The organism is Pseudomonas sp. PS01299 (assembly GCF_029960145.1).
GTDB lineage: Bacteria > Pseudomonadota > Gammaproteobacteria > Pseudomonadales > Pseudomonadaceae > Aquipseudomonas > Aquipseudomonas putida_A.
Window position 1 is genome coordinate 1 of sequence record NZ_JASCPO010000113.1, and the last position, 18,543, is coordinate 18,543.

At 60.3% G+C, this 18,543-nt stretch carries 17 protein-coding genes and 1 pseudogene; 9 read left to right on the plus strand and 9 right to left on the minus strand.

Features of this window, described 5'->3' with window-relative positions:
- Positions 1–170: 170 nt before the first annotated feature.
- Entirely contained in the window at positions 171–563 is a 393-nt protein-coding gene (locus QMX91_RS18965) for a GFA family protein (RefSeq protein WP_282413182.1), read from the minus strand.
- A 93-nt stretch (positions 564–656) separates the two neighbouring features.
- Here QMX91_RS18965 and QMX91_RS18970 point away from each other — a divergent pair, with 93 nt between their 5' ends.
- Positions 657–1,325: a class I SAM-dependent methyltransferase gene (locus QMX91_RS18970; protein ID WP_282413183.1), complete on the plus strand. Its 669-nt coding sequence runs from the start codon at positions 657–659 to the stop codon at positions 1,323–1,325.
- 19 nt (positions 1,326–1,344) lie between these two features.
- On the opposite strand, the pseudogene QMX91_RS18975 reads toward QMX91_RS18970, so the two are convergent.
- Positions 1,345–1,458 (minus strand): annotated as a pseudogene (locus QMX91_RS18975) (metal ABC transporter ATP-binding protein); the annotation flags it as partial.
- An 83-nt stretch (positions 1,459–1,541) separates the two neighbouring features.
- On the opposite strand from QMX91_RS18975, the gene QMX91_RS18980 reads away from it, so the two are divergent.
- Together QMX91_RS18980 and QMX91_RS18985 are read left to right on the plus strand one after the other, a co-directional pair.
- Entirely contained in the window at positions 1,542–2,045 is a 504-nt protein-coding gene (locus QMX91_RS18980) for a VOC family protein (protein WP_096795948.1), read from the plus strand.
- 35 nt (positions 2,046–2,080) lie between these two features.
- Entirely contained in the window at positions 2,081–2,914 is an 834-nt protein-coding gene (locus QMX91_RS18985) for an AraC family transcriptional regulator (protein ID WP_134786097.1), read from the plus strand.
- 14 nt (positions 2,915–2,928) lie between these two features.
- On the opposite strand, the gene QMX91_RS18990 is transcribed toward QMX91_RS18985, so the two are convergent.
- On the minus strand, positions 2,929–3,516 hold the full coding sequence (locus tag QMX91_RS18990; protein ID WP_095139638.1) for a LysE family translocator: 588 nt from the start codon (positions 3,514–3,516) through the stop codon (positions 2,929–2,931).
- Positions 3,517–3,739: 223 nt separating this feature from the next.
- Between QMX91_RS18990 and QMX91_RS18995 the strand changes: the two genes are divergently transcribed.
- Positions 3,740–7,423, plus strand: a complete 3,684-nt coding sequence (locus QMX91_RS18995; RefSeq protein ID WP_282413184.1) for a hypothetical protein — start codon at positions 3,740–3,742, stop codon at positions 7,421–7,423.
- 42 nt (positions 7,424–7,465) lie between these two features.
- Here the strand turns inward: QMX91_RS18995 and QMX91_RS19000 are convergent, their stop codons facing one another.
- Both QMX91_RS19000 and QMX91_RS19005 read right to left on the minus strand, forming a co-directional pair.
- Positions 7,466–9,712 (minus strand): ATP-binding protein, encoded by a 2,247-nt coding sequence (locus QMX91_RS19000; protein ID WP_282413185.1) that lies wholly within the window; start codon positions 9,710–9,712, stop codon positions 7,466–7,468.
- The gene (locus QMX91_RS19005; RefSeq protein ID WP_210559199.1) at positions 9,709–10,323 is read right to left on the minus strand and encodes a biliverdin-producing heme oxygenase; all 615 of its coding nucleotides are present in this window, start codon (positions 10,321–10,323) and stop codon (positions 9,709–9,711) included. The genes QMX91_RS19000 and QMX91_RS19005 overlap by 4 nt, the downstream gene beginning before the upstream one ends.
- A gap of 273 nt (positions 10,324–10,596) precedes the next feature.
- Here QMX91_RS19005 and QMX91_RS19010 point away from each other — a divergent pair, with 273 nt between their 5' ends.
- Positions 10,597–11,217 carry a LysE family translocator gene (locus tag QMX91_RS19010; protein ID WP_134786094.1) on the plus strand — a complete coding sequence of 207 codons (621 nt, stop codon included), beginning with the start codon at positions 10,597–10,599 and terminating at the stop codon, positions 11,215–11,217.
- Between the two features lie 3 nt (positions 11,218–11,220).
- Here QMX91_RS19010 and QMX91_RS19015 read toward each other — a convergent pair whose 3' ends face one another.
- Entirely contained in the window at positions 11,221–11,634 is a 414-nt protein-coding gene (locus QMX91_RS19015; RefSeq protein WP_135295518.1) for a VOC family protein, read from the minus strand.
- 107 nt (positions 11,635–11,741) lie between these two features.
- Here QMX91_RS19015 and QMX91_RS19020 point away from each other — a divergent pair, with 107 nt between their 5' ends.
- Genes QMX91_RS19020 through QMX91_RS19030 form a run of 3 tightly spaced genes read left to right on the plus strand, consistent with a single transcriptional unit; the run spans position 11,742 to position 14,284 of the window.
- On the plus strand, positions 11,742–12,824 hold the full coding sequence (locus QMX91_RS19020) for a bifunctional transcriptional activator/DNA repair protein Ada (RefSeq protein WP_223007950.1): 1,083 nt from the start codon (positions 11,742–11,744) through the stop codon (positions 12,822–12,824).
- A 31-nt stretch (positions 12,825–12,855) separates the two neighbouring features.
- Entirely contained in the window at positions 12,856–13,653 is a 798-nt protein-coding gene (locus QMX91_RS19025; RefSeq protein ID WP_282413186.1) for an isocitrate lyase/phosphoenolpyruvate mutase family protein, read from the plus strand.
- 1 nt (position 13,654) lies between these two features.
- Positions 13,655–14,284 carry a DNA-3-methyladenine glycosylase gene (locus tag QMX91_RS19030; RefSeq protein ID WP_135295515.1) on the plus strand — a complete coding sequence of 210 codons (630 nt, stop codon included), beginning with the start codon at positions 13,655–13,657 and terminating at the stop codon, positions 14,282–14,284.
- 268 nt (positions 14,285–14,552) lie between these two features.
- Here the strand turns inward: QMX91_RS19030 and QMX91_RS19035 are convergent, their stop codons facing one another.
- The 3 genes from QMX91_RS19035 to QMX91_RS19045 form a co-directional block, all read right to left on the minus strand.
- Positions 14,553–15,650: an extracellular solute-binding protein gene (locus QMX91_RS19035; RefSeq protein WP_139055976.1), complete on the minus strand. Its 1,098-nt coding sequence runs from the start codon at positions 15,648–15,650 to the stop codon at positions 14,553–14,555.
- A 2-nt stretch (positions 15,651–15,652) separates the two neighbouring features.
- Positions 15,653–16,774 (minus strand): agmatine deiminase, encoded by a 1,122-nt coding sequence (gene aguA / locus QMX91_RS19040; protein ID WP_210559202.1) that lies wholly within the window; start codon positions 16,772–16,774, stop codon positions 15,653–15,655.
- Positions 16,775–16,873: 99 nt separating this feature from the next.
- Entirely contained in the window at positions 16,874–17,758 is an 885-nt protein-coding gene (locus tag QMX91_RS19045) for a LysR substrate-binding domain-containing protein (protein ID WP_098968259.1), read from the minus strand.
- 209 nt (positions 17,759–17,967) lie between these two features.
- On the opposite strand from QMX91_RS19045, the gene QMX91_RS19050 reads away from it, so the two are divergent.
- On the plus strand, positions 17,968–18,456 hold the full coding sequence (locus QMX91_RS19050; RefSeq protein ID WP_041067362.1) for a GFA family protein: 489 nt from the start codon (positions 17,968–17,970) through the stop codon (positions 18,454–18,456).
- The last annotated feature ends 87 nt before the right edge of the window (positions 18,457–18,543 follow it).

The window sequence follows — 18,543 nt, forward strand, 5'->3', positions numbered from 1 at the left end:
CTCCCACCAAGGTCGGTGGTGTACACACTTCTATCTATCCAACACAAATCCTGTGGGAGCGGGCTTGCTCGCGAAGGCAATCGGTCTGTCGACATCGGGTTGGCTGAACCACCGCTTTCGCGAGCAAGCTCGCTCCCACAGAGGGAATGGGTGGCTGTCTTGACTGCGTACTACGCCTCGGAACGCCCCGTCCCTTCGCGATCACGTTCGTAGTGGTGCGCAAGTGGCAGCGCCGGCAACCATGACTCGCGCCGTAAGGTCCACAGTTCATAAGTCGGCTTGAGCTGGTTCGGCGCGTCCAGCGAGCCGACATTCACTTCAATTTCATCCCCCGAACGCGCCAGTACCGGCGAACCACAGCGCGGACAGAACACTCGCCCTTGATACTCGCCGGTCTTGCCGCTGACGGTCACCGCATTCTCGGGAAATATCGCCGAGGCATGAAACAACGCGCCGTGGTGTTTGCGGCAATCGAGGCAGTGGCAGATGCCGACGCGGTAAGGTTGGCCCGATGCTTCGAAACGCACATCGCCGCACAGGCAGCCGCCAGTTAATGAGTTCATGGTGTCTATCCTCTGCCAGACTCTGTTCAGCCTTTGAACATAGCAGCCAACAAGCGAACGCCCACAATATCGGCTTATACCGGAGACAGCGCCATGCCCTCCCCTGAATCCATCTTGTTACAGAGCTGGCACGCCAACGCTGATGCCTGGATCGACGCGATCCGCAGCGGTGCCATCGAAAGCCGTCAGCAGGTCACCGATCAGGCGATCCTGCTGGCGATCATGGGCCGCCAACCGGGACGCGTGCTGGATCTGGGTTGCGGCGAAGGCTGGATGTTGCGGGCGCTGGCGGATCGCGGTACCGATGCGGCGGGCGTCGATGGCGATGCGACGTTGATCGAGGCTGCACGCGAGGCCGGTTCGGCCAAGGTACATGTGGCCAGTTATGCGGCATTGGTCGACACCGAAATTGATATTGGCCGTGACTACGATTTGATCTGCGCCAACTTCTCGCTGCTGCATCAGGACATCATTCCATTGCTCGCCGCAATGCATGCGTTGCTGGTTCCGGGCGGCGCCATGATCATTCAGACCCTGCATCCGTGGGCCGTGGCGGCCGGCGATTATCAGGATGGCTGGCGTGAAGAGTCCTTCGCCGGGTTCAAGGGCCAGTGGCAGCCGATGCCGTGGTATTTCCGCACGCTGTCGAGTTGGTGCAACGCGCTGGACATGGCCGGGTTTCAACTGGTCAGCCTGCAAGAGCCGCAGCATCCGCAAAGCCCAGTGCCACAGTCGCTGTTGCTGATCGCCGAACGGCGCTGACCGGGGCGACTCGAACCCCTTGTGGGAGCGAGCTTGCTCGCGAATGCGGAGTGTCTGACAGGCTCGTTGCCGCATGTGCCGACGCTTTCGCGAGCAGGCTCACTCCTACAGGGTTTGTCAGCAAGCGCCGCACTTGTCGATCTACGGCACCGTCATTCGACCAAGGACTGACTACGCTGTAAATCCTGCGTGTCTAACCTGCCGAGGATGACTGCCATGCAACGCTTTCAAAAACTCACACCGTGCCTGTGGTTCGATGATCAGGCCGAAGCCGCCGCGAAGTTCTATTGCTCGATCTTCGATCATTCGAAAATCACCGGCCTGACCCACTACAGCAAGGTTGGCCAGGAATTTCACGGCAAGCCGGAAGGCGCGGTGATGACCGTCAGTTTCGAACTCGACGGCCAGACCTTCACCGGCCTCAACGGCGGGCCGATGTTCAAGTTCAGTGAGGCCATTTCGTTTCAGGTCAATTGCCAGAATCAGGAAGAGGTCGACCACTTCTGGGGCAACCTGTCGGCAGGCGGCCCGGTCGAGGCCCAGCAATGCGGCTGGCTCAAGGACAAGTTCGGGGTGTCGTGGCAGATCGTGCCGGTGGCGTTCATGCACATGATGCTGGACCCCGACACCAGCAAGTCGCAACGGGCAATGCAGGCCATGTTCAAGATGAAAAAACTCGACATCGCCGAACTGGAACGGGCCTTCGCCGGCCAGAGCTAATACACTCCGGTTCTGGCCTGCCGGGAACCATAACGATGAAACACGCTGCCGCCAAAAAACCTGAAAAAGCCCCTCGCTTCTGGCGCGACGATGCTCTGCCCTTCATCGAGGCACGGGCCATCGCCGATGGCCGTGAGGTCTGCTACTCGCGCCATTCCCATGCGCATTTTTCGATTGGCGCGATCACCGCCGGGCGGAGCATTTATGTGCATGAGCAATCGACGTTCGAAGTCGCCGCCGGCACCGTGGTGCTGATGAATCCCGGCGACGTGCATGCCTGCAACCCACTCGATGATCAGCCGTGGTCGTACTTGATGCTGTATGTCGAGACGCCGTGGCTGACGGATCTGCAGCATCAACTGGGGTTCAGTGCCGAGCTTGAGTTTCGGCGGTTTTCCACTACTCATCTGGATGACCCGCGACTGTTTCGTGACCTGCAAGGGCTTTACGCCACACTCGTCGACGAGCAACAGGACGTACTGCGCAAACACAGCGCAGCGGTGGAGTTTTTCAGCGATCTGCAACTACGCTTGAACCCGGCTGAACCACCGTTGCGCGAGCCGAATTTCAAGCTCGAACGCGCCGCTGACTTCATCCGCGAACACTGCACTGACCTGCTCAGCCTGGAGGACATCTGCACGGCGGCGCAGTTGTCACCGTCGTATCTGATCCGTGCGTTCAAGCAGCATTACGGCATGACTCCGCATGCCTTTGTGGTCAACCAGCGCATCCAGTTCGCCCGCGAACGCCTGCGCAGCGGCCAGTTGATTGCCGATGTCGCGCTGGAAGCAGGGTTTGCCGATCAGGCGCATTTTCAGCGCGCATTCAAACAGCATCTGGCGGCGACACCCGGCCAATATCGCGGCTGATCCTGGCGCCGGGCTCACGGCAACAGCAGATAACCCGCGCTCGCCGCCAGCAACAAGGCCATCAACCGATTGAACAGGCGCATCCCCTTCGGATTGCCCAGATACCCACGCAGAAACGTCCCGGCATAGACCCAGCAACCGACCGACAGATAACAGATCACCAGATACACCGCGGCGAACTGCCAGACCAGCCGTGCCTCGCCATCGGCGACAAACGCGCCCATCCCTGCCACACACGCCAGCCAGGCTTTCGGGTTGAGCCATTGCATCACCGCGCCGTACAACATCGACGGCGCCCGACCCGCCTCGCCGGCATGCAACTGGCCGTCATCGGCAGCCAGTTTCCAGGCCATGAACAACAGAAACGCCACCCCGGCCAATTGCACCACCCGGGTCAGAAATGGCCACAGTTTCAGGACCTCATGCAGCCCCAGGCCCATCAGCACCAGCAACAGCACAAAACCCAGCGTCGCTCCTGCCACGTGCCGCTGACTGGCCCGAAAGCCGAACTGCGCACCGGAACTCAGCGCCACTATATTCACCGGCCCCGGGGTTATGGACGCCACCAGCGCAAACGCCGCCATCGACACAATCAGACTCATTACGCACCTGCTGCAGAGTGGGGAGAAAGAGACTCAGGCTAACTAAGGCACGGCCTGCTGTATTGAACAAAATTGCCCTCGTATCGACCGACACGAAACATACGTTGAAACCAATACTGCAAAACAAACCCTGGTTGCGCCGATATAGTCGCCACGCGAAAACAAATCTTCGCGGTACCCGTTTATTGACCCACCTATATAGCCATGGATGGACTGACACCCAATGACGACTTCAACCAATCTTTTTACCCCAGCACCTCTATCAAGTGAGCAACTTGAGCGACGTGATATTGCGCAGACAATGAGAGCCATGCTCGAAAAGTGGGAAAAGGCCAAGGCCAGCGACAACTATGCCTACCCCACCAACCGTGTTAATAACAAACAACTGTGCATATCGACTCTTGAGGGAAGTCTATTCAATCAAGCGCATTTTTCGGCACACATCGTCCTGCGCCAACTGGTACGTCAGCCACAATTCGTTGCAATCGTCGATACGTTAGAAATCAATGATGACAACTGGACACTGGTCAATAAAAAGGGCGAAATCTTTCAAGTCCATGAAATCGAAACAACTGTCGGGACGTTTATCGAGCGCATTGATATCACCCAGCAGATCAACGAGATTGATTCGTTGAAAGCCGACCTGCAACTGCTGGCCAGCAGTGCAGTCATGACAGGCGGCATCGTGTCTTCAAGCGACCGTCTGCCCTTGCTCAACTGGCTGCAGTTCCAGCAACTGAACCTGCCCGAGACCGCAGACCAGTTGCAAAACCTGATTGCCTGGCTCGAACTGACGTTGCCGCTGCCGCCCACGCATGGCAACTACTGGGGGATATCGAACGAAACCGGCGCAACAGAGCTGTGCATCGACGAAGATCAGCAATCGGCTATCTACCAGGTCATCCATAAGTTGATGGACAAGGGCGAGCCGCGCGCGGAACCGCTGATCAATTATCTGGCGGCTGCACTGCTCAAGAAAGAGACGCCGACAGCCCTGCGTGAATACCCGCGTCGCGCCTGGGCACTGCTGATCGAGACCGAAGAAGCCAGAGCTTTCGTCCAGTCCTGCCTTGAAGCGTTGAATGGACCGTCCATGGCCAATGCGACTGTGCTGAGCACAGCGCAGCGCAGTCGCCTGCTGGTCGCAGCGGTCATGCTGGATTTGTCGTTGGGTCGCGAAGACAAGAACCAGAACTTCATCGAGCAGAATATCTATAACCCAGGTTACGTGCAGGCTACCTCCCATGAGGTCAACCTGGCACTGGAACAGGCACTCGGACGCCGACGTATCAAGGAATATGCAGTTCCCATGACGCTGGAACTGATCCTCGCCGGACTTGCACCTGAGTTCCTGGTCAGAACACCCACGACGCTACAGATCGGCACGCCAGGCTGGGTAATTCTGCGCAAATCGGTAAGTCTGGCCGAGAGCATCGCGCCTGGCCTGTCCAGTCAGATGTCCTATGACAAGCTGCTTGAATTGGGCGCGATCTTGCCCACTAGTGCCCAACAGCAGACCCTGCATGACTGGGCGAACCTGCAAGGCATCATGGACTGGTCGATGCTGAATGGCCTGGAACCGGAGAATGCCAATGACCTGCCAACTCAGGAACTGTTCAAGCAGGCAGCCAGCCAATACAACGCCCACATCGAGGCGATCAACGCCGCACTGACAACGATTGCCACCCCACCGGTCAGCCGGCGCAAGCTGGCGAAGGCCGAGCTGTACGACGTTGGTTGCGATCCGATGATGCAAATAGCGTTGCCGGTCGAATACGGATACGAACGCCATTATCATTCCGTGCTTGATGTTTACATGACCCGCAACTTGCTGTTCAAAAAGGGCTATGACAGGCAATCCGGCACAAGTATCTACAAGGCGTATCCGGATCTGCTGACACTCGAACCAATCAACGACATTTACAAGGCAAAAGTAAAAGAACACTTCAAGCAATACAAAACAGCCATCAATACCACTGTGCGTCTGACACTTTCACGATTGTCACTGGAAGAACGGATGGCACTTGAATTCGGCAAGGTGGCCATATTCACCGTTCGCGATTTCTCCATACAAACCCCGATAAACAGCAGCTTTGTGCCGTTTGATCCACGTAAAACAGCGCACTTCGGCAACATGCTGTTTTGCAAGTATGGATTGCAGTTCTACTGTTTTGAAATATTCCCCCTGCAAGGCATTTGCCGCAATAATCCGGCTCTTGCTGAGGCCTACGTCCGCGGCCAGACACTCGATGAGATCGGATGGTTTACCGAAGGGCCGAACGGCGACAACGACTTCAAGTCGCTGACGTATCTTCATACGCGAATCGAAAAAACCGCCTACTTCGAAGGCCAGGCCCCCTTGGGCGAGGAGCTGCGAGACAGGCCGGGCATCATTCTCGAACGCTTTGCCGAATTCGATGAGCCTGACGACGCGCTACCCTTTACGCGTAGCCCTATGCACAGTTTCAACTCGGAACGTTTCAACAAGATCGGCGAAATCATTGCCGAACATAATCCGCCGACCCATTACGATCAGTTTTATGCAATCAGTTACGACAAAACCGCCCTGGAGAAGAATCTTGATGACTGGGACAACATCACCGAAACCATTCTCGACGTCGTCATCCCGTTCCGCCAATGCATCAGGGGCCTGTCCTCCAGTGACCCGGATCTTCGCAGCGGCGCCATATTCAGTTGTGTGATGGACCTGACCGCGATCCTCTTCGTCTTTGCCGGAGCCCTGGGGCCGTTCGGCAAGGCGCTGGGCAGCAGTACAAGACTGTTAAGCCTGAGCAAGGTCGGCGCAAGCGTAGCGCTGTCGGTGTTCAATCCGCTCGATGGCGTTCCGAAGCTGGTTTACGGTGGTGCCAGACTGGTCGGCAAAGGCGTGATGAAACTCAGCCATTTCGGCCATACCGTCATCCGGGCCGGAGCCGGACAACTCCGAGCGCTGAGCAGTACCAGCAGCGGCTCGTACGACCTGGTCAAGGCACTGAGCAAGACCGGCGCTGCAGCAGAGATTCGCATGACGTTGCCGACGCTGGCGCATGCACGGGCATTGTTCAAGGATGATGCACTCGAAACAGTCGAACAGCTCGTCACACGCCTGAGCCAGGACGTTGTTTCCATACCCAAGGGCGGCAATGCGACAGAACTGCAGCATCTGTTCAACGCTGCAACGAGGGAAGCGACTCAGTCCTCAAAGGGATTCCAGCAACTGGAATCGTTAATAGGTCATGCCGCGGCGAACGACGTGCTGATCAGCTTCACCAAACGCAGAGGCCCCCGGTTCAACGGCACAAAGTTCACTACAAAAGCTGGTGACTATTCGGAAATACTTGGATCAATGGCCGAGCTTGAATCCAGGAAAGTCATCTATCTGAAGAATCATCAGCAAAGCGTCTTGAAGACGGATCTGGGCAAGCCACCCTACAGCGACGTGATGCCCGAAACGGCGTTCAACCCGCAGGGTTTCACCGACAATGCGCAGAGAGCCGGAGCCTGGATGGTCAAGGGTTCGTCCTCCGACAACGAACTGGAGCACATTGTCGCGATCCTGCGCGAGTATACGAGCAACAATAAATCGCTCACCGATGCGAACGTGGTCAAAGAGATCCACGCTCGACTGGTGCCTCAACTGGCGGAGTCTGTGCGCGAGGTAGGACAGCCAACAAAATATGGTGGCAGCATCAGCGGTTATGCTTCGCTGGAACAACATCTGAAGACGCTCGATGCCGCCCATGAGCACGTCGACAAACACTTGCTGGCGGCCATCGCCGGTTTTCAAGGCTTCGGCGACGGCAATGGTCGTACCGCCAGCGCGGTGTATGCGATCAGCCAACTGCGCAACAATCGATTTGTACCGATGCCGAAACACGTGTTCATGTCGTTGAGCGATCTGGGCTAACCACCCAAAATCCGTGCCCCGTTTAACGTGGCACGGATTTCTTCATTCCCCGGAGAGCATCGCCGGCACCGTAAACCGAAACTCCGTGCCCTCACCCGGCTCACTGCTGGCCTCGATCCGCCCGCCATGGGCTTCAACAATCCCCTGCGTGATGTACAAGCCCAGTCCGGTTCCGGTCGGGTTGCCCTCCTTCACCGTCCAGTAGCGATCAAACACCCGCGCCAGGTTTTCCTTGGGAATGCCTTCGCCGGTATCGCGCACGGTAAACACGATCTCTTTGCCGTCAGACTTGGCCAACACGCCCACCGAACCTTTGCGCGGGGTGAACTTGATCGCGTTGCCGATCAGGTTCGACAGCACCTGAAACAGGCGCTCCGGGTCGGCGTGGATTTTCAGGTCGGGATCGGCCTCGAACGAGATATTGATGTCCTTGTCCAGCGCCAGTGGCCCGAGCAGCGACTGGGTCTCCTCGAACATTTGCCCGACATCCAGGGTCTGCGGGGCGATGGTGTAACGCCCGGCGTCGATCTTCGAGGTGTCGAGCAGATCTTCCAGTAGCGTGTTCATCCGCCCAGCTGCCTGCTGCATGGTGTCGATAGCCGTGGAGATGCGCCGCGAGGTGTGCGGGCCGTCGGAACTGAAGGTCTTCTGCATCATGCCGCAGAGCATGGAAATCACGGTCATCGGGTTGCGCAGGTCATGGGACACCACCGCCACCAGTTCATCACGGGCGCGCACCGCCTCCTGCTCACGGCGCACCTGACGGGCGAGGTCGTTTTCCAGTGCCGAACGGCGCAGGTCATTGGCCGCAAACAGATCACCGTGACTCCATTTGGCGGAGATTCCGGCCATCTCGACTTTCCAGATTTCGAACGAAGTACGCGGACGCAGACGCAGGCCGGCGTCGGAATTTTCCAGATCCAGCGGTTTGCGCGGGTCGCCGCTCCAGTTGATGTTTTCCTTGACCTCGGGACGGAACCACAGCACCCCGTTGTCCACCGGTTTGGGCAGGCTCATGGCAAGCACGCCGCTGGCCACTTGCTGAAACTGCGCGGCTGGCGGATAAACGCTCGCCAGATGATGGCTGGCGAATACCGGCTCGCCGGTGTTCTGCAACCACTTGTGCAGGGCGCGAATGTCTTCCGGCTCCGGGCAGTTGCCATAACGGTGCAATTGCTTGTCTTCGATGATCGCAATGCCCCCGGCCCCGGCCAGCGCCATAAGCACTTGGGGTTGTTGCGCCAGACCGTCGAAGACGTTTTCCGGCGAGTCGATCATCGCTTGATTGAGCAGCGCCAGCGCCTCGACTTTCTCTTCGCGCTGGCGGCTGATCTCCAGCGCCTCCATCGCGCTGATCTGCAGTGACAGCACCTGACCGATGGTCTGGCACGCGCTGCGCAGTTCGTGCGGCACATGCAGCGGCTGGCGATTACCGCAGCTGATCAGGCCCCAGAGCTTGTCGCCCTTGAGCAGCGAGATGCTCATCGACGACAGCACGCCCATGTTCTTCATGTACTGGCAATGAATCGGCGAGACGCTACGCAGAGTGGCAAAACTCAGGTCCAGCGGGGTCTGGGTGTCCGGGCGCAACTTGGGCACCAGCGGCACCGGCTGGTAATCGGCATTCGGGATGATCCGCAGCCAGTTGGTGCGGTACAGCTCGCGCGCCTGCTCGGGGATGTCCGAGGCCGGGAAAAACAGGCCGTTGAACACTTCCATCGACGGATCGGACGCCTCGGCGATCACCTGACCGTGGCCCTCCTCCTCGAAGCGGTAGATCAGCACCCGGTCGTAACCGGTCATCGCCTGGATTTCCTTGACGCTGATGTCGTACAGGGCCTGCAGCGAAGTGGCCGCTTGCAAGCGCTGGAGCATGCGCCCCAGATGGGTCTGGTTACCGGCGACGTTACGCGGCTGGAAGTTTTCAACGTGGATTTCCAGTTCCAGAATCAACACGCCTTGATGCCGGTGCAGCAGACCTTCGAACGCGGTGCCGTTGAGGCGAAAGTGCAGCGGTGCAGCATCGGTAAATACCGGTTGTTGCAACGCCTCGCGCACGGCCGCCGCATGCGTCTCACCCAGCAATTGGTGCAGCGGCTGGCCGATCAGTTCCTGCGCCGGGCGTGCCAGCAGGGTCTCGACATTGGCGCTGATCTGAATGATCTCCAGCGCCGGCTCGCTCAGGGTCAGCAACAGGCCATGGGGCTGGATTGCCCCGGGAAAGCGGATCGGTTCGTCGGCACAGTTGGCCAGCAGTTCTTCAAAGGCTTCTTGGTCTTGCGGGTTCATGCCAGTACCTCCCGGCTTTCGAGCCAGCGCTCGAAACAACTGAATGTGGTTCGGGCCGCCGCAACCACGGCTTCACGTTCGCTCGCATCCAGTGATCGACTGCCCAGGTATTCAATGAAAGCGCGCCAGCGGCGGCCGGTGGCGGCGCCATAAATGTCGAGGAATGCCGCGCCATTGTCGGCGTTCAGGCTCAACCGCGAGGCGATTTCGCGGCGCAGGATCTGCCCGCCGAGGGTTGCCCCTTCCAGCACGTACGTCACTCCCAGACAGGCAGCGTTGGAGTCGATCGCGGGCAGCGCCTGACACAGCGGCAAACGGGCGATAGCCTCGACCGACAGACCCTGGGCCCTCAGATCATTGAACAGGGTCGGTGCCTTGAGACGTGGCGCAAGATCGAAATCGACCGGCATCACGCCACTGTCGAGCAGTGCACTTTCCAGCGGTCGATAAAAGCCGTAGTAGGCCTGCATCAGCCGCAAAAAAGCGTTGGAATCGAGGGTATCGGAGAAAAAAGGAAGACGCTTTTCCAGTGCGATGTGCAGTTCGGCAGTGCCGGCTCGCAAATCTTGCAGCACCGGTGGCACATAAACTTCACGGGCCTTTGCTTGCATGTAGATCGCTCTTGGTGGGGCCGCTTCGGGGCCGGCAGGGTGTTTGCAGCTTTGGACGGATATTACACGGCAAACGCCTTTTTCTGACTTGGCGCACAGATTTTTCTGACGAAACCAGCACCTTCTGACCTTTCAGAGTTCTGAAGAATCAGAAAAGTTCGACTCGATTAAAGGGCTGCCAATGCTGTACCGCGACAGCAGCACGTGACTGTACGGGTCAGCGCGCCCGCAGCCTGTGATAAAAAAGCGTCATCGTTTCCGGAGCCCAAGCCCATGGATCTCGCCACGCTCTCGCTGTTTCTCCCGGCCTGTTTCGCCCTGAACATGGCCCCCGGCCCGAACAACCTGCTGTCGGTCAGTAATGCCACCCGCTATGGCTATCGTCGGGCCTGCGCCGCCGGTATCGGGCGAATCGTTGCATTCGCCGCAATGATCGCCCTCGCCGGCGCGGGGCTGTCGGTGGTGCTGCAGACCTCGGAATGGCTGTTCCATGCGATCAAGATCATTGGCGCGGCGTACTTGCTGTACCTGGCCTGGCAACTGTGGCGGGCCAACCCCGAGGCTGAGCAGCAGATGGACGGAGCGTCGGTGGGGTTCTGGCGGCTGGCACGTCAGGAGTTTCTGGTGGCGGCGGGCAATCCGAAGGCGATCCTGTTGTTCACCGCGTTTCTGCCGCAATTCGTTGATCCGAGCCGCCCGGTGCCGGCGCAATTCGCCGTGCTCGGCGCGCTGTTTCTGCTGCTGGAATGGATTGCCATCGGCGCCTACGCGTGGATGGGCCTGCACATGCGCCGCTGGTTCGCCGAGCCGCGCGGCAAACGGATCTTCAACCGTTGCTGCGCAGGGCTGTTGTCGGCGGCGGCTTCGGTGTTGTTGCTGGCGAAACGCGCGTGATACCTAGGCCTCGGACGGCCCTTTGAGTTCGACCTGATTGCCGTCCGGGTCGAAGCAATACAACGACAGGCCGTAGCCCTCGGCGCCGAAGCGTCTGGCGGCTTTTTCCACAGTCAGACCGTGCGCCTGCAAGTGCTCGGTCAGCGCAGATTCATCGAACGGCTCGATGCGCAGGCAGAAGTGATCGACGTTGCGCCGCTCGGCACCGGCCGCCGCGCCACCCTTTTTGCCGAGTTCGCCTTGCAAGTCGACGAGGTCGATCATCGAGGTGCCGGCGCGCAGGTGCACCAGCCCCAATGGTTCGTTGTGCCTGACCACCTCGGCGCCGAAGACCTGGCGGTAGAACTCGATACTGCGTTGCAGATCGGCGACACGCAGGACGATGTGATCGATGTGTTGAATGATGAACGGTGGCATGGTTGGCTCCAGCGAATCGGCGATCCGCTGATTGTGGTGCAGAATCGAAAAAATTCACTGTCGATTTTTCGGTGGAGCCATCGAAATCCTCGATTTAAGCTCTGGCCATGAACATACAAACCGCACTCCTGCCGCCCCACGCCGAGATGGTTCGCGCCATGCTCGAACGCGACACCGCCTACGAAGGGGTGTTCTTCACGGCCGTGAAAACTACCGGGATCTTCTGCCGCCCTAGCTGCACGGCGCGCAAGCCGAAACCGGAGAACGTCGAATTCTTCGCCCATGCCGATGAGTGCTTGAGCGCCGGTTATCGCGCCTGCCTGCGCTGCAAGCCGCTGGACGCCGCAGCCATCGCCCCCGACTGGGTGCAGCGCCTGCTCACCGCCGTCGATGCCGACCCGGAAATGCGCTGGAGCGATGCGCAACTGCTGGCCGAAGGCATCGAACCGCTGAAGCTGCGGCGCTGGTTCAAGCAGCATTTCGGCATGACCTTTCATTCGTGGCTGCGCACGCGCCGGCTCGGTATGGCGCTGGGCGGGATTCGCCAAGGCACCTCGATTGACCATGCGGCGTTCGACTCAGGCTATGAATCGCTCAGCGGTTTTCGCGATGCGTTCCAGAAGTCGTTCCACATCACCCCGGGCCGCGCGGCCAACAGTGAACCACTGTTGTTCACCCGCCTGACCACGCCGCTGGGGCCGATGATCGCCATGGCCGAACGTCGCGGACTGGTGTTGCTGGAGTTTCTCGATCGCCCGGCTCTGACCCGCGAAGTCGAAGAGCTGCAAAGCCGTCATGGCTACGTGGTCGCCCCGGGACACAACGCGCCTTTGCGGCAGATCGAAGAGCAACTCAACGAATATTTTGCCGGGACGCGCAGTGCATTCAGCGTCCCGCTGCATCTGCCCGGCAGCGCGTTCGACCAGCAAGTCTGGGAGCAACTGCTGCAAATTCCTTATGGCCAGACCAGCACCTACGGCGCCATCGCCTCACGCCTGGGCAAACCCGGCGCCAGTCGCGCGGTAGGCTTGGCCAATGGGCACAATCGGCTGTCGATCGTGGTCCCGTGCCATCGGGTGATCGGTGCGGACGGTTCGCTGACCGGCTATGGTGGTGGACAGCCGCGCAAGGCGTTTTTGCTGAGGCTGGAAAACGCTGCGGTGCAGCTCACGCAACCACTGGCTTTCTGACGCTTCGCACCACTCACAAGAAGGGATTTCGATGAACGCGCTCGACACTCGGTTCCACCAGTTACACCAGGAACGTCTGCTGATCCTGACCAACGTCGCCGACGCCACCGGCGCGCGGCTGGTCGAGCACGCGGGTGGGCAAGCGGTCGCCACCAGCAGCGCGGCAGTCGCTTGGGCGCATGGCTATCCAGACGGCAACACCCTGCCCCTTGAACGGCTGATTTCAACCGTGGAATCCATCGCGCGGGTGATCCAGGTGCCGCTGAGCGTGGACATCGAGGCGGGTTATTCGGATGACCTTGGCCGTGTGGCCGAAGTGGTCGACGCGGTGCTCGCCGCCGGTGCGGTCGGGATCAATATCGAGGACGGCAGCGGCGCCCCGGAGCTGTTGGCGCGCAAGATTGAAGTGGCGCGGCAAGTCGCTCAGAAGCGTGGTGTGAAGCTGTTCATCAACGCGCGCACTGACGTCTACCTCAAGGGCCTGGTACCGGCCGAGGATCGCGTCGCCGAAACCCTGCACCGTTCAGCGTTGTACCAGGCCGCCGGGGCCGATGGCTTGTTTGCCGCTGGCGTGACCGCCGCTTATGAAATCGAGGCAATCTGCAAGGGCACGTCACTGCCGGTGAACGTGCTCGGCTTCGCCTGCCTGCCGTCGCCGACCGAGCTGCAAGCTCTGGGCGTGCGGCGCTTGAGCGCCGGGTCCGGGATCGCCGAGTTCCTCTACGGCGCGATGGATTCGCTGGTGAAAAGCTTCCTCGCCAGCGGCAAGCTCGACACCCACGACCTGAAGGCGCTGACCTACGGCGAAGTCAACGGACTGCTGAAATAGCATGACGGATCGTTATCAGGCGGCCAGCGAATTTCTGGCCGCGCTCGACGAGGACTGGCAGCGCCACGTTGTAGCCGTCGGCCAGTGCCTGCATCAACCGCACCCGGCGCGTGACCCTTACGAATCGCTGGTGCGGGCGATTGCCTATCAGCAACTGCACGCCAAGGCCGGGGATGCGATTGTCGGGCGTCTGGTGGCGCTGTTTCCGGGGCAGACGTTTCCCCGGCCGGAACAGATCCTCGCGACCGACTTCGATCAACTGCGCGGTTGCGGTTTTTCGGCGGGCAAGATTGCGACCATTCAGGGCATCGCCCGGGCAACGCTGGACGGTATGGTGCCGGATTATCCCACCGCGCTGGCGATGGACGATGAAGCGCTGATCGAACGCCTGGTCAGCCTGCGCGGGGTTGGCCGCTGGACCGTGGAGATGCTGCTGATTTACAGCCTGGAGCGCATGGATATTCTGCCGGCGGATGATTTTGGCGTGCGCGAGGGCTATCGCCGATTGAAGGCGCTGGAGGTACAGCCGACGCGCAGGCAGATGATCGAGATCGGCTTGGCGTGGAGTCCGTATCGGACGGTGGCGGCGTGGTATTTGTGGCGCGTGCCAAAACCGCTGCCCTCACCCTAGCCCTCTCCCGGAGGGAGAGGGAACTGACTGGGGGAGATTGGAGATATCCGCCGACCTGAAATAGCGGCTGTGAATCCATAGTCGCCCCGGTTGGCTCCCTGTCCTTCCAGGAGAGGGAACTGACTGGGGGAGACTGGAGATGTTTGCCGACCTGTAATAGCTGCTGCGAATCCATAGTCGCCCAGGATTTTCAGGTCAATGTATTACGCAAGACTCCTCGGTCGGCTCCCTCTCCCTCCGGGAGAGGGCTGGGGTGAGGGTTGGCTTTTCAGAGGCCGGATTTCAACTTGCTGAACGCCCGAATCAAAGCCCGATTGAACGCCTTGCCATTGTCATTCTTGCTGTACAGCGAAGCCCGCACCGCCTCCGACGGATACGTCCCCGGATCATTACGGATCGATGCATCCACCAGACCATCCGCCGCCGTGATCGCATTGGCGTAGTGGATGGTGTCGGTGATCGGCGCGATCACCTCAGGGGTCATCAGGTAATCCATCAACGCCAGCCCCGCCTGCGGATGCGGCGCATCCTTGGGAATGACCATGGCGTCGAACCAGATCAACGTGCCCTCTTTGGGGATGCGGTAACTGAGCTGGAACGGCTTGTTCGCCGCTTGCGCCTGCCCGGCTGCAATCGCCACGTTGCCGTTCCACGACATCGCCACGCAGGTGTTGCCGTTGGCCAGGTCGCTGATGTTCAGGTCGTTGTCGAAGTAGCGAATGTACGGGCGGATCTTCGCCAGTTGCTGCTCGGCGAGTTTCAAGTCATCAAGGTTCTGCCGGTTGATGTCCAGGCCCAGGTACTTCATGACCGCCGCGAACACCTCGTTCGGATCGTTGAGCAGACTCACTCCGCAATCGGCAAATTTCGAGACCACCGCCGGGTCGAACAGCATCGCCCAGCTGTCGGTCGGCGCGTTCGACAGACGCTGCTTGATTGCCTGCTCCTGATAACCTACACCGGTGGTGCCCCAGGCGTAGATCCCGGCGTAACGGTTACCCGGATCGAACACCGCCATGTGCTGGCGGAACTCGTCACCGACTCCGGCAAAATGCGGCACCCGGGCCTTGTCCAGCGGCTGGATCGCACCGCTTTCAATGGCCCGCGACAGGTGCTGGCCGGCGGTCAGTACCAGGTCATACCCGCTGCGTCCGGTGAGCAGTTTGGTCTCCACGGTTTCCAGCGAATCGAAGTGATCGGCGACCACATGAATACCGGTCTGCGCCTCGAAGTTCTTCAGGGTATCCGGGGCCAGGTACTCGCCCCAGATATACAGATTGACCACCGGTCTGGCGGGGTCGGCGGCCTGCACACACAGGGGTGCAAGCACCAGCAATAACGCTTGAGTCAGTTTGTGCAGGCCCATCATCACACCCCCTTGCGATTAGACGTGCCGGCGTATTGCGGCATGGTGATGCACGCGACGTTGCCGCCACCGAGGAGGATTTCCCGGGAGTTTTCGATGCCGACGATCTTGTGCTGCGGGAACAGTTCGGCGAGGGTCGCCAGCGCCACCTGATCGTTGCGATCACCGAACAGCGGCACCACGATCGAGCTGTTGCCGGCGTAGTAGTTGATATACGACGCACAGATTTGGGTGCCGGCCTGGCGGGTGTGGGTACTGTCCTGCTGATCGAGGCCTTCGGCTTCCTCAGCGGTCCACTCCAGCACGTCCGGTTGCGGCAGTTTATGCACGATCAACTCGCGACCACGGCTGTCGCGGATGCTGCGCAGGATGTCGTAGGCCTCCTGATAGATTTCCCATTGCGGATCGTCGCGGTTGTCGGTCCACTGCAGCACCACTTCGCCGGGGCGCACGAAGCAGGCGAGGTCATCGACATGGCCATCGGTCTCGTCGAACTTGCAGCCGCGTGGCAGCCAGATCACCTGTTCGGCGCCGAGGTAATCGGTCAGGCGTCGAGTGACCTCGTCCTTGCCCAGATGCTGGTTGCGATTGCGGTTGAGCAGGCACTGTTCGGTGGTGAGGATGCTGCCCTGGCCATCGCTCTGGATGCCGCCGAGTTCGGCTATCAGCGGTGCGCGGTAACGGTCGAAGCGTTCGATTTCGAGGATCTTGCTGGCGATCTGATCGTCCTTGTCCCACGGGTAGTACAGCCCGCCGTCGAGGCCGCCATAGGCGTTGAATTCGAAGTCGACGCCGCGCACTTCGCCGCTCTGGTCGTTGACCACGAAGCACGGACCGCTGTCGCGGAACCAGGTGTCGTTGCAGGTCATCTCGACCACGCGCACTTGCGGCGGCAACTGGCGGCGGGCGGTGGCGAATTGCGCGGCGGAGGCGCAGACGGTGACCGGTTCGCTCTGCGCGATGGCGGTGACGATCTGCACCCAGACTTTCTGCGCCGGTTTCGCGCCGTTGCGCCACACGTCGGTGCGCTCCGGCCAGCCGAGCCAGCAGCCGGACTTGGCTTCGAATTCGCCGGGCAGACGGAAGCCGTCGCGCTTGGGGGTGGAGTCGAGCAAACGTGCCATGGTCAAACCTCGTCTTGGGGTTGGGAATGACCACAGGCTACGATCGCGGACGGCTGGCCCGCCAACGATGAATATTGCGGAACAGTTGAATTCAACTCATCAATCGGCCAGTTGATCGTTGAACCATTCAAGCATCTGCGCCACCGCCGGCCGCTCCAGGCGCAGCCGCTCGCAGACCAGCGCGTATTGGCCGAGCGCGGTCATGCTCGATGCGAACGGCCGCACCAGCCGCCCGCTCAGCAAGTCCTCCTGCGCGGTGAGGTTGTCGCCCATCGCCACACCCTGCCCCTGTGCCGCAGCTTCCAGCGCCAGACCGGCGTGAGCGAAATACAACTGGCGCTGCGGGCGCAGATCGCCGGCGTGACTGGTGAGCCAGGCGGTCCAGGTCTTGCCGTCCTGATCGTCATGCAGCAGGCAGTGGCGCGCCAGGTCTTTCGGGGTTTTCAGAGTGCCCTGGTTGAACAGCCCCGGGCTGCACACCGGGAAAAATTGCAGCGCTGGTAACGGCCGTACGAAGTAGGCGCTGCTGTCCACCGGGCCGGTGCCGTAGGTGATCGCCAGGTCGATGTCTTCGCCCGGCGCGCTGGCGTCGATCGGCTGTTCGTAGAGATGCAGGGTGATGTGCGGATAGCGTGCGTAGAAATCGGTGAGGCGGTTCATCAGCCACTTTTGCGCCAGCTCGGCGGTGACCGCCAGGCGCAACACCGCCAGCGAGGAAGGATCGCGCAGTTCATCGCAGGCCTCGCCGATCAGTTCGAAGGCCTGTTGCAGGCTTTGCATCAAGCGTCCGGCGGCGATGGTCGGGCGAATCTGCCGGCCTTCGCGGATGAACAGCGAGACGCCGAGCTGCTCTTCGAGCTGACGGATCTGGTGGCTGACCGCGCTGTCGGTGACGCACAACTCGGCGGCAGCCCGGCCGAAATGCGCGTGGCGGGCGGCGCATTCGAAGGTTCGCAGGGCGGCCAGTGAGGGGAGTCTTCGCATGGGTTGGGGTGCCTTTTTTTGGGACATGCTGACCGGGCCTTGAGCAGGCGTCCAGTGGCACCGCGTTATCGTTCTTCGCGAGCAAGCCCGCTCCCACACTTTGAAATGCGTTCCCCTGTGGGAGCGGGCTTGCTCGCGAAGGCGTCAACATGATCACCACAAATCTTCTAGGCTCAACCGCACCCACTTCAGCCAACCGGAGGCCCAACATGCACCTCGAAGGCTCCTGCCATTGCGGCGCCGTCACTTTCAGCCTGACCAGCGCCCATCCCTACCCCTATCAACGCTGCTACTGCTCGATCTGCCGCAAGACTCAGGGCGGTGGCGGCTACGCGATCAACCTCGGTGGCGATGCGGCCAGCCTCAAGGTTCAGGGGCGCAAGCACATCAGCATCTACCACGCGAAGATGAAGGAAGCAGGTGAAAAACGTGCCCATCGCAGCACCGCCGAGCGGCATTTCTGCTCACAGTGCGGCAGCGGCTTGTGGCTGTTCAGCCCGGAATGGCCGGAGTTGATTCATCCATTCGCCTCGGCCATCGATACGCCACTGCCGGTGCCGCCGCAGCACACACATTTGATGCTGGGGTCGAAGGCGCCCTGGGTTGAGGTAGATGCGAAGCCCAAGGACAAGCAGTTTGCGGTGTATCCCGAGGAGTCGATTGCGCAGTGGCATGAGCGGTTGGGGTTGGTCAAATGACAGGGGGGGTGTTGTGATTGATGGCCCTATCGCGAGCAGGCTCACTCCTACAAGGGAATGCATTCCAAATGTAGGAGTGAGCCTGCT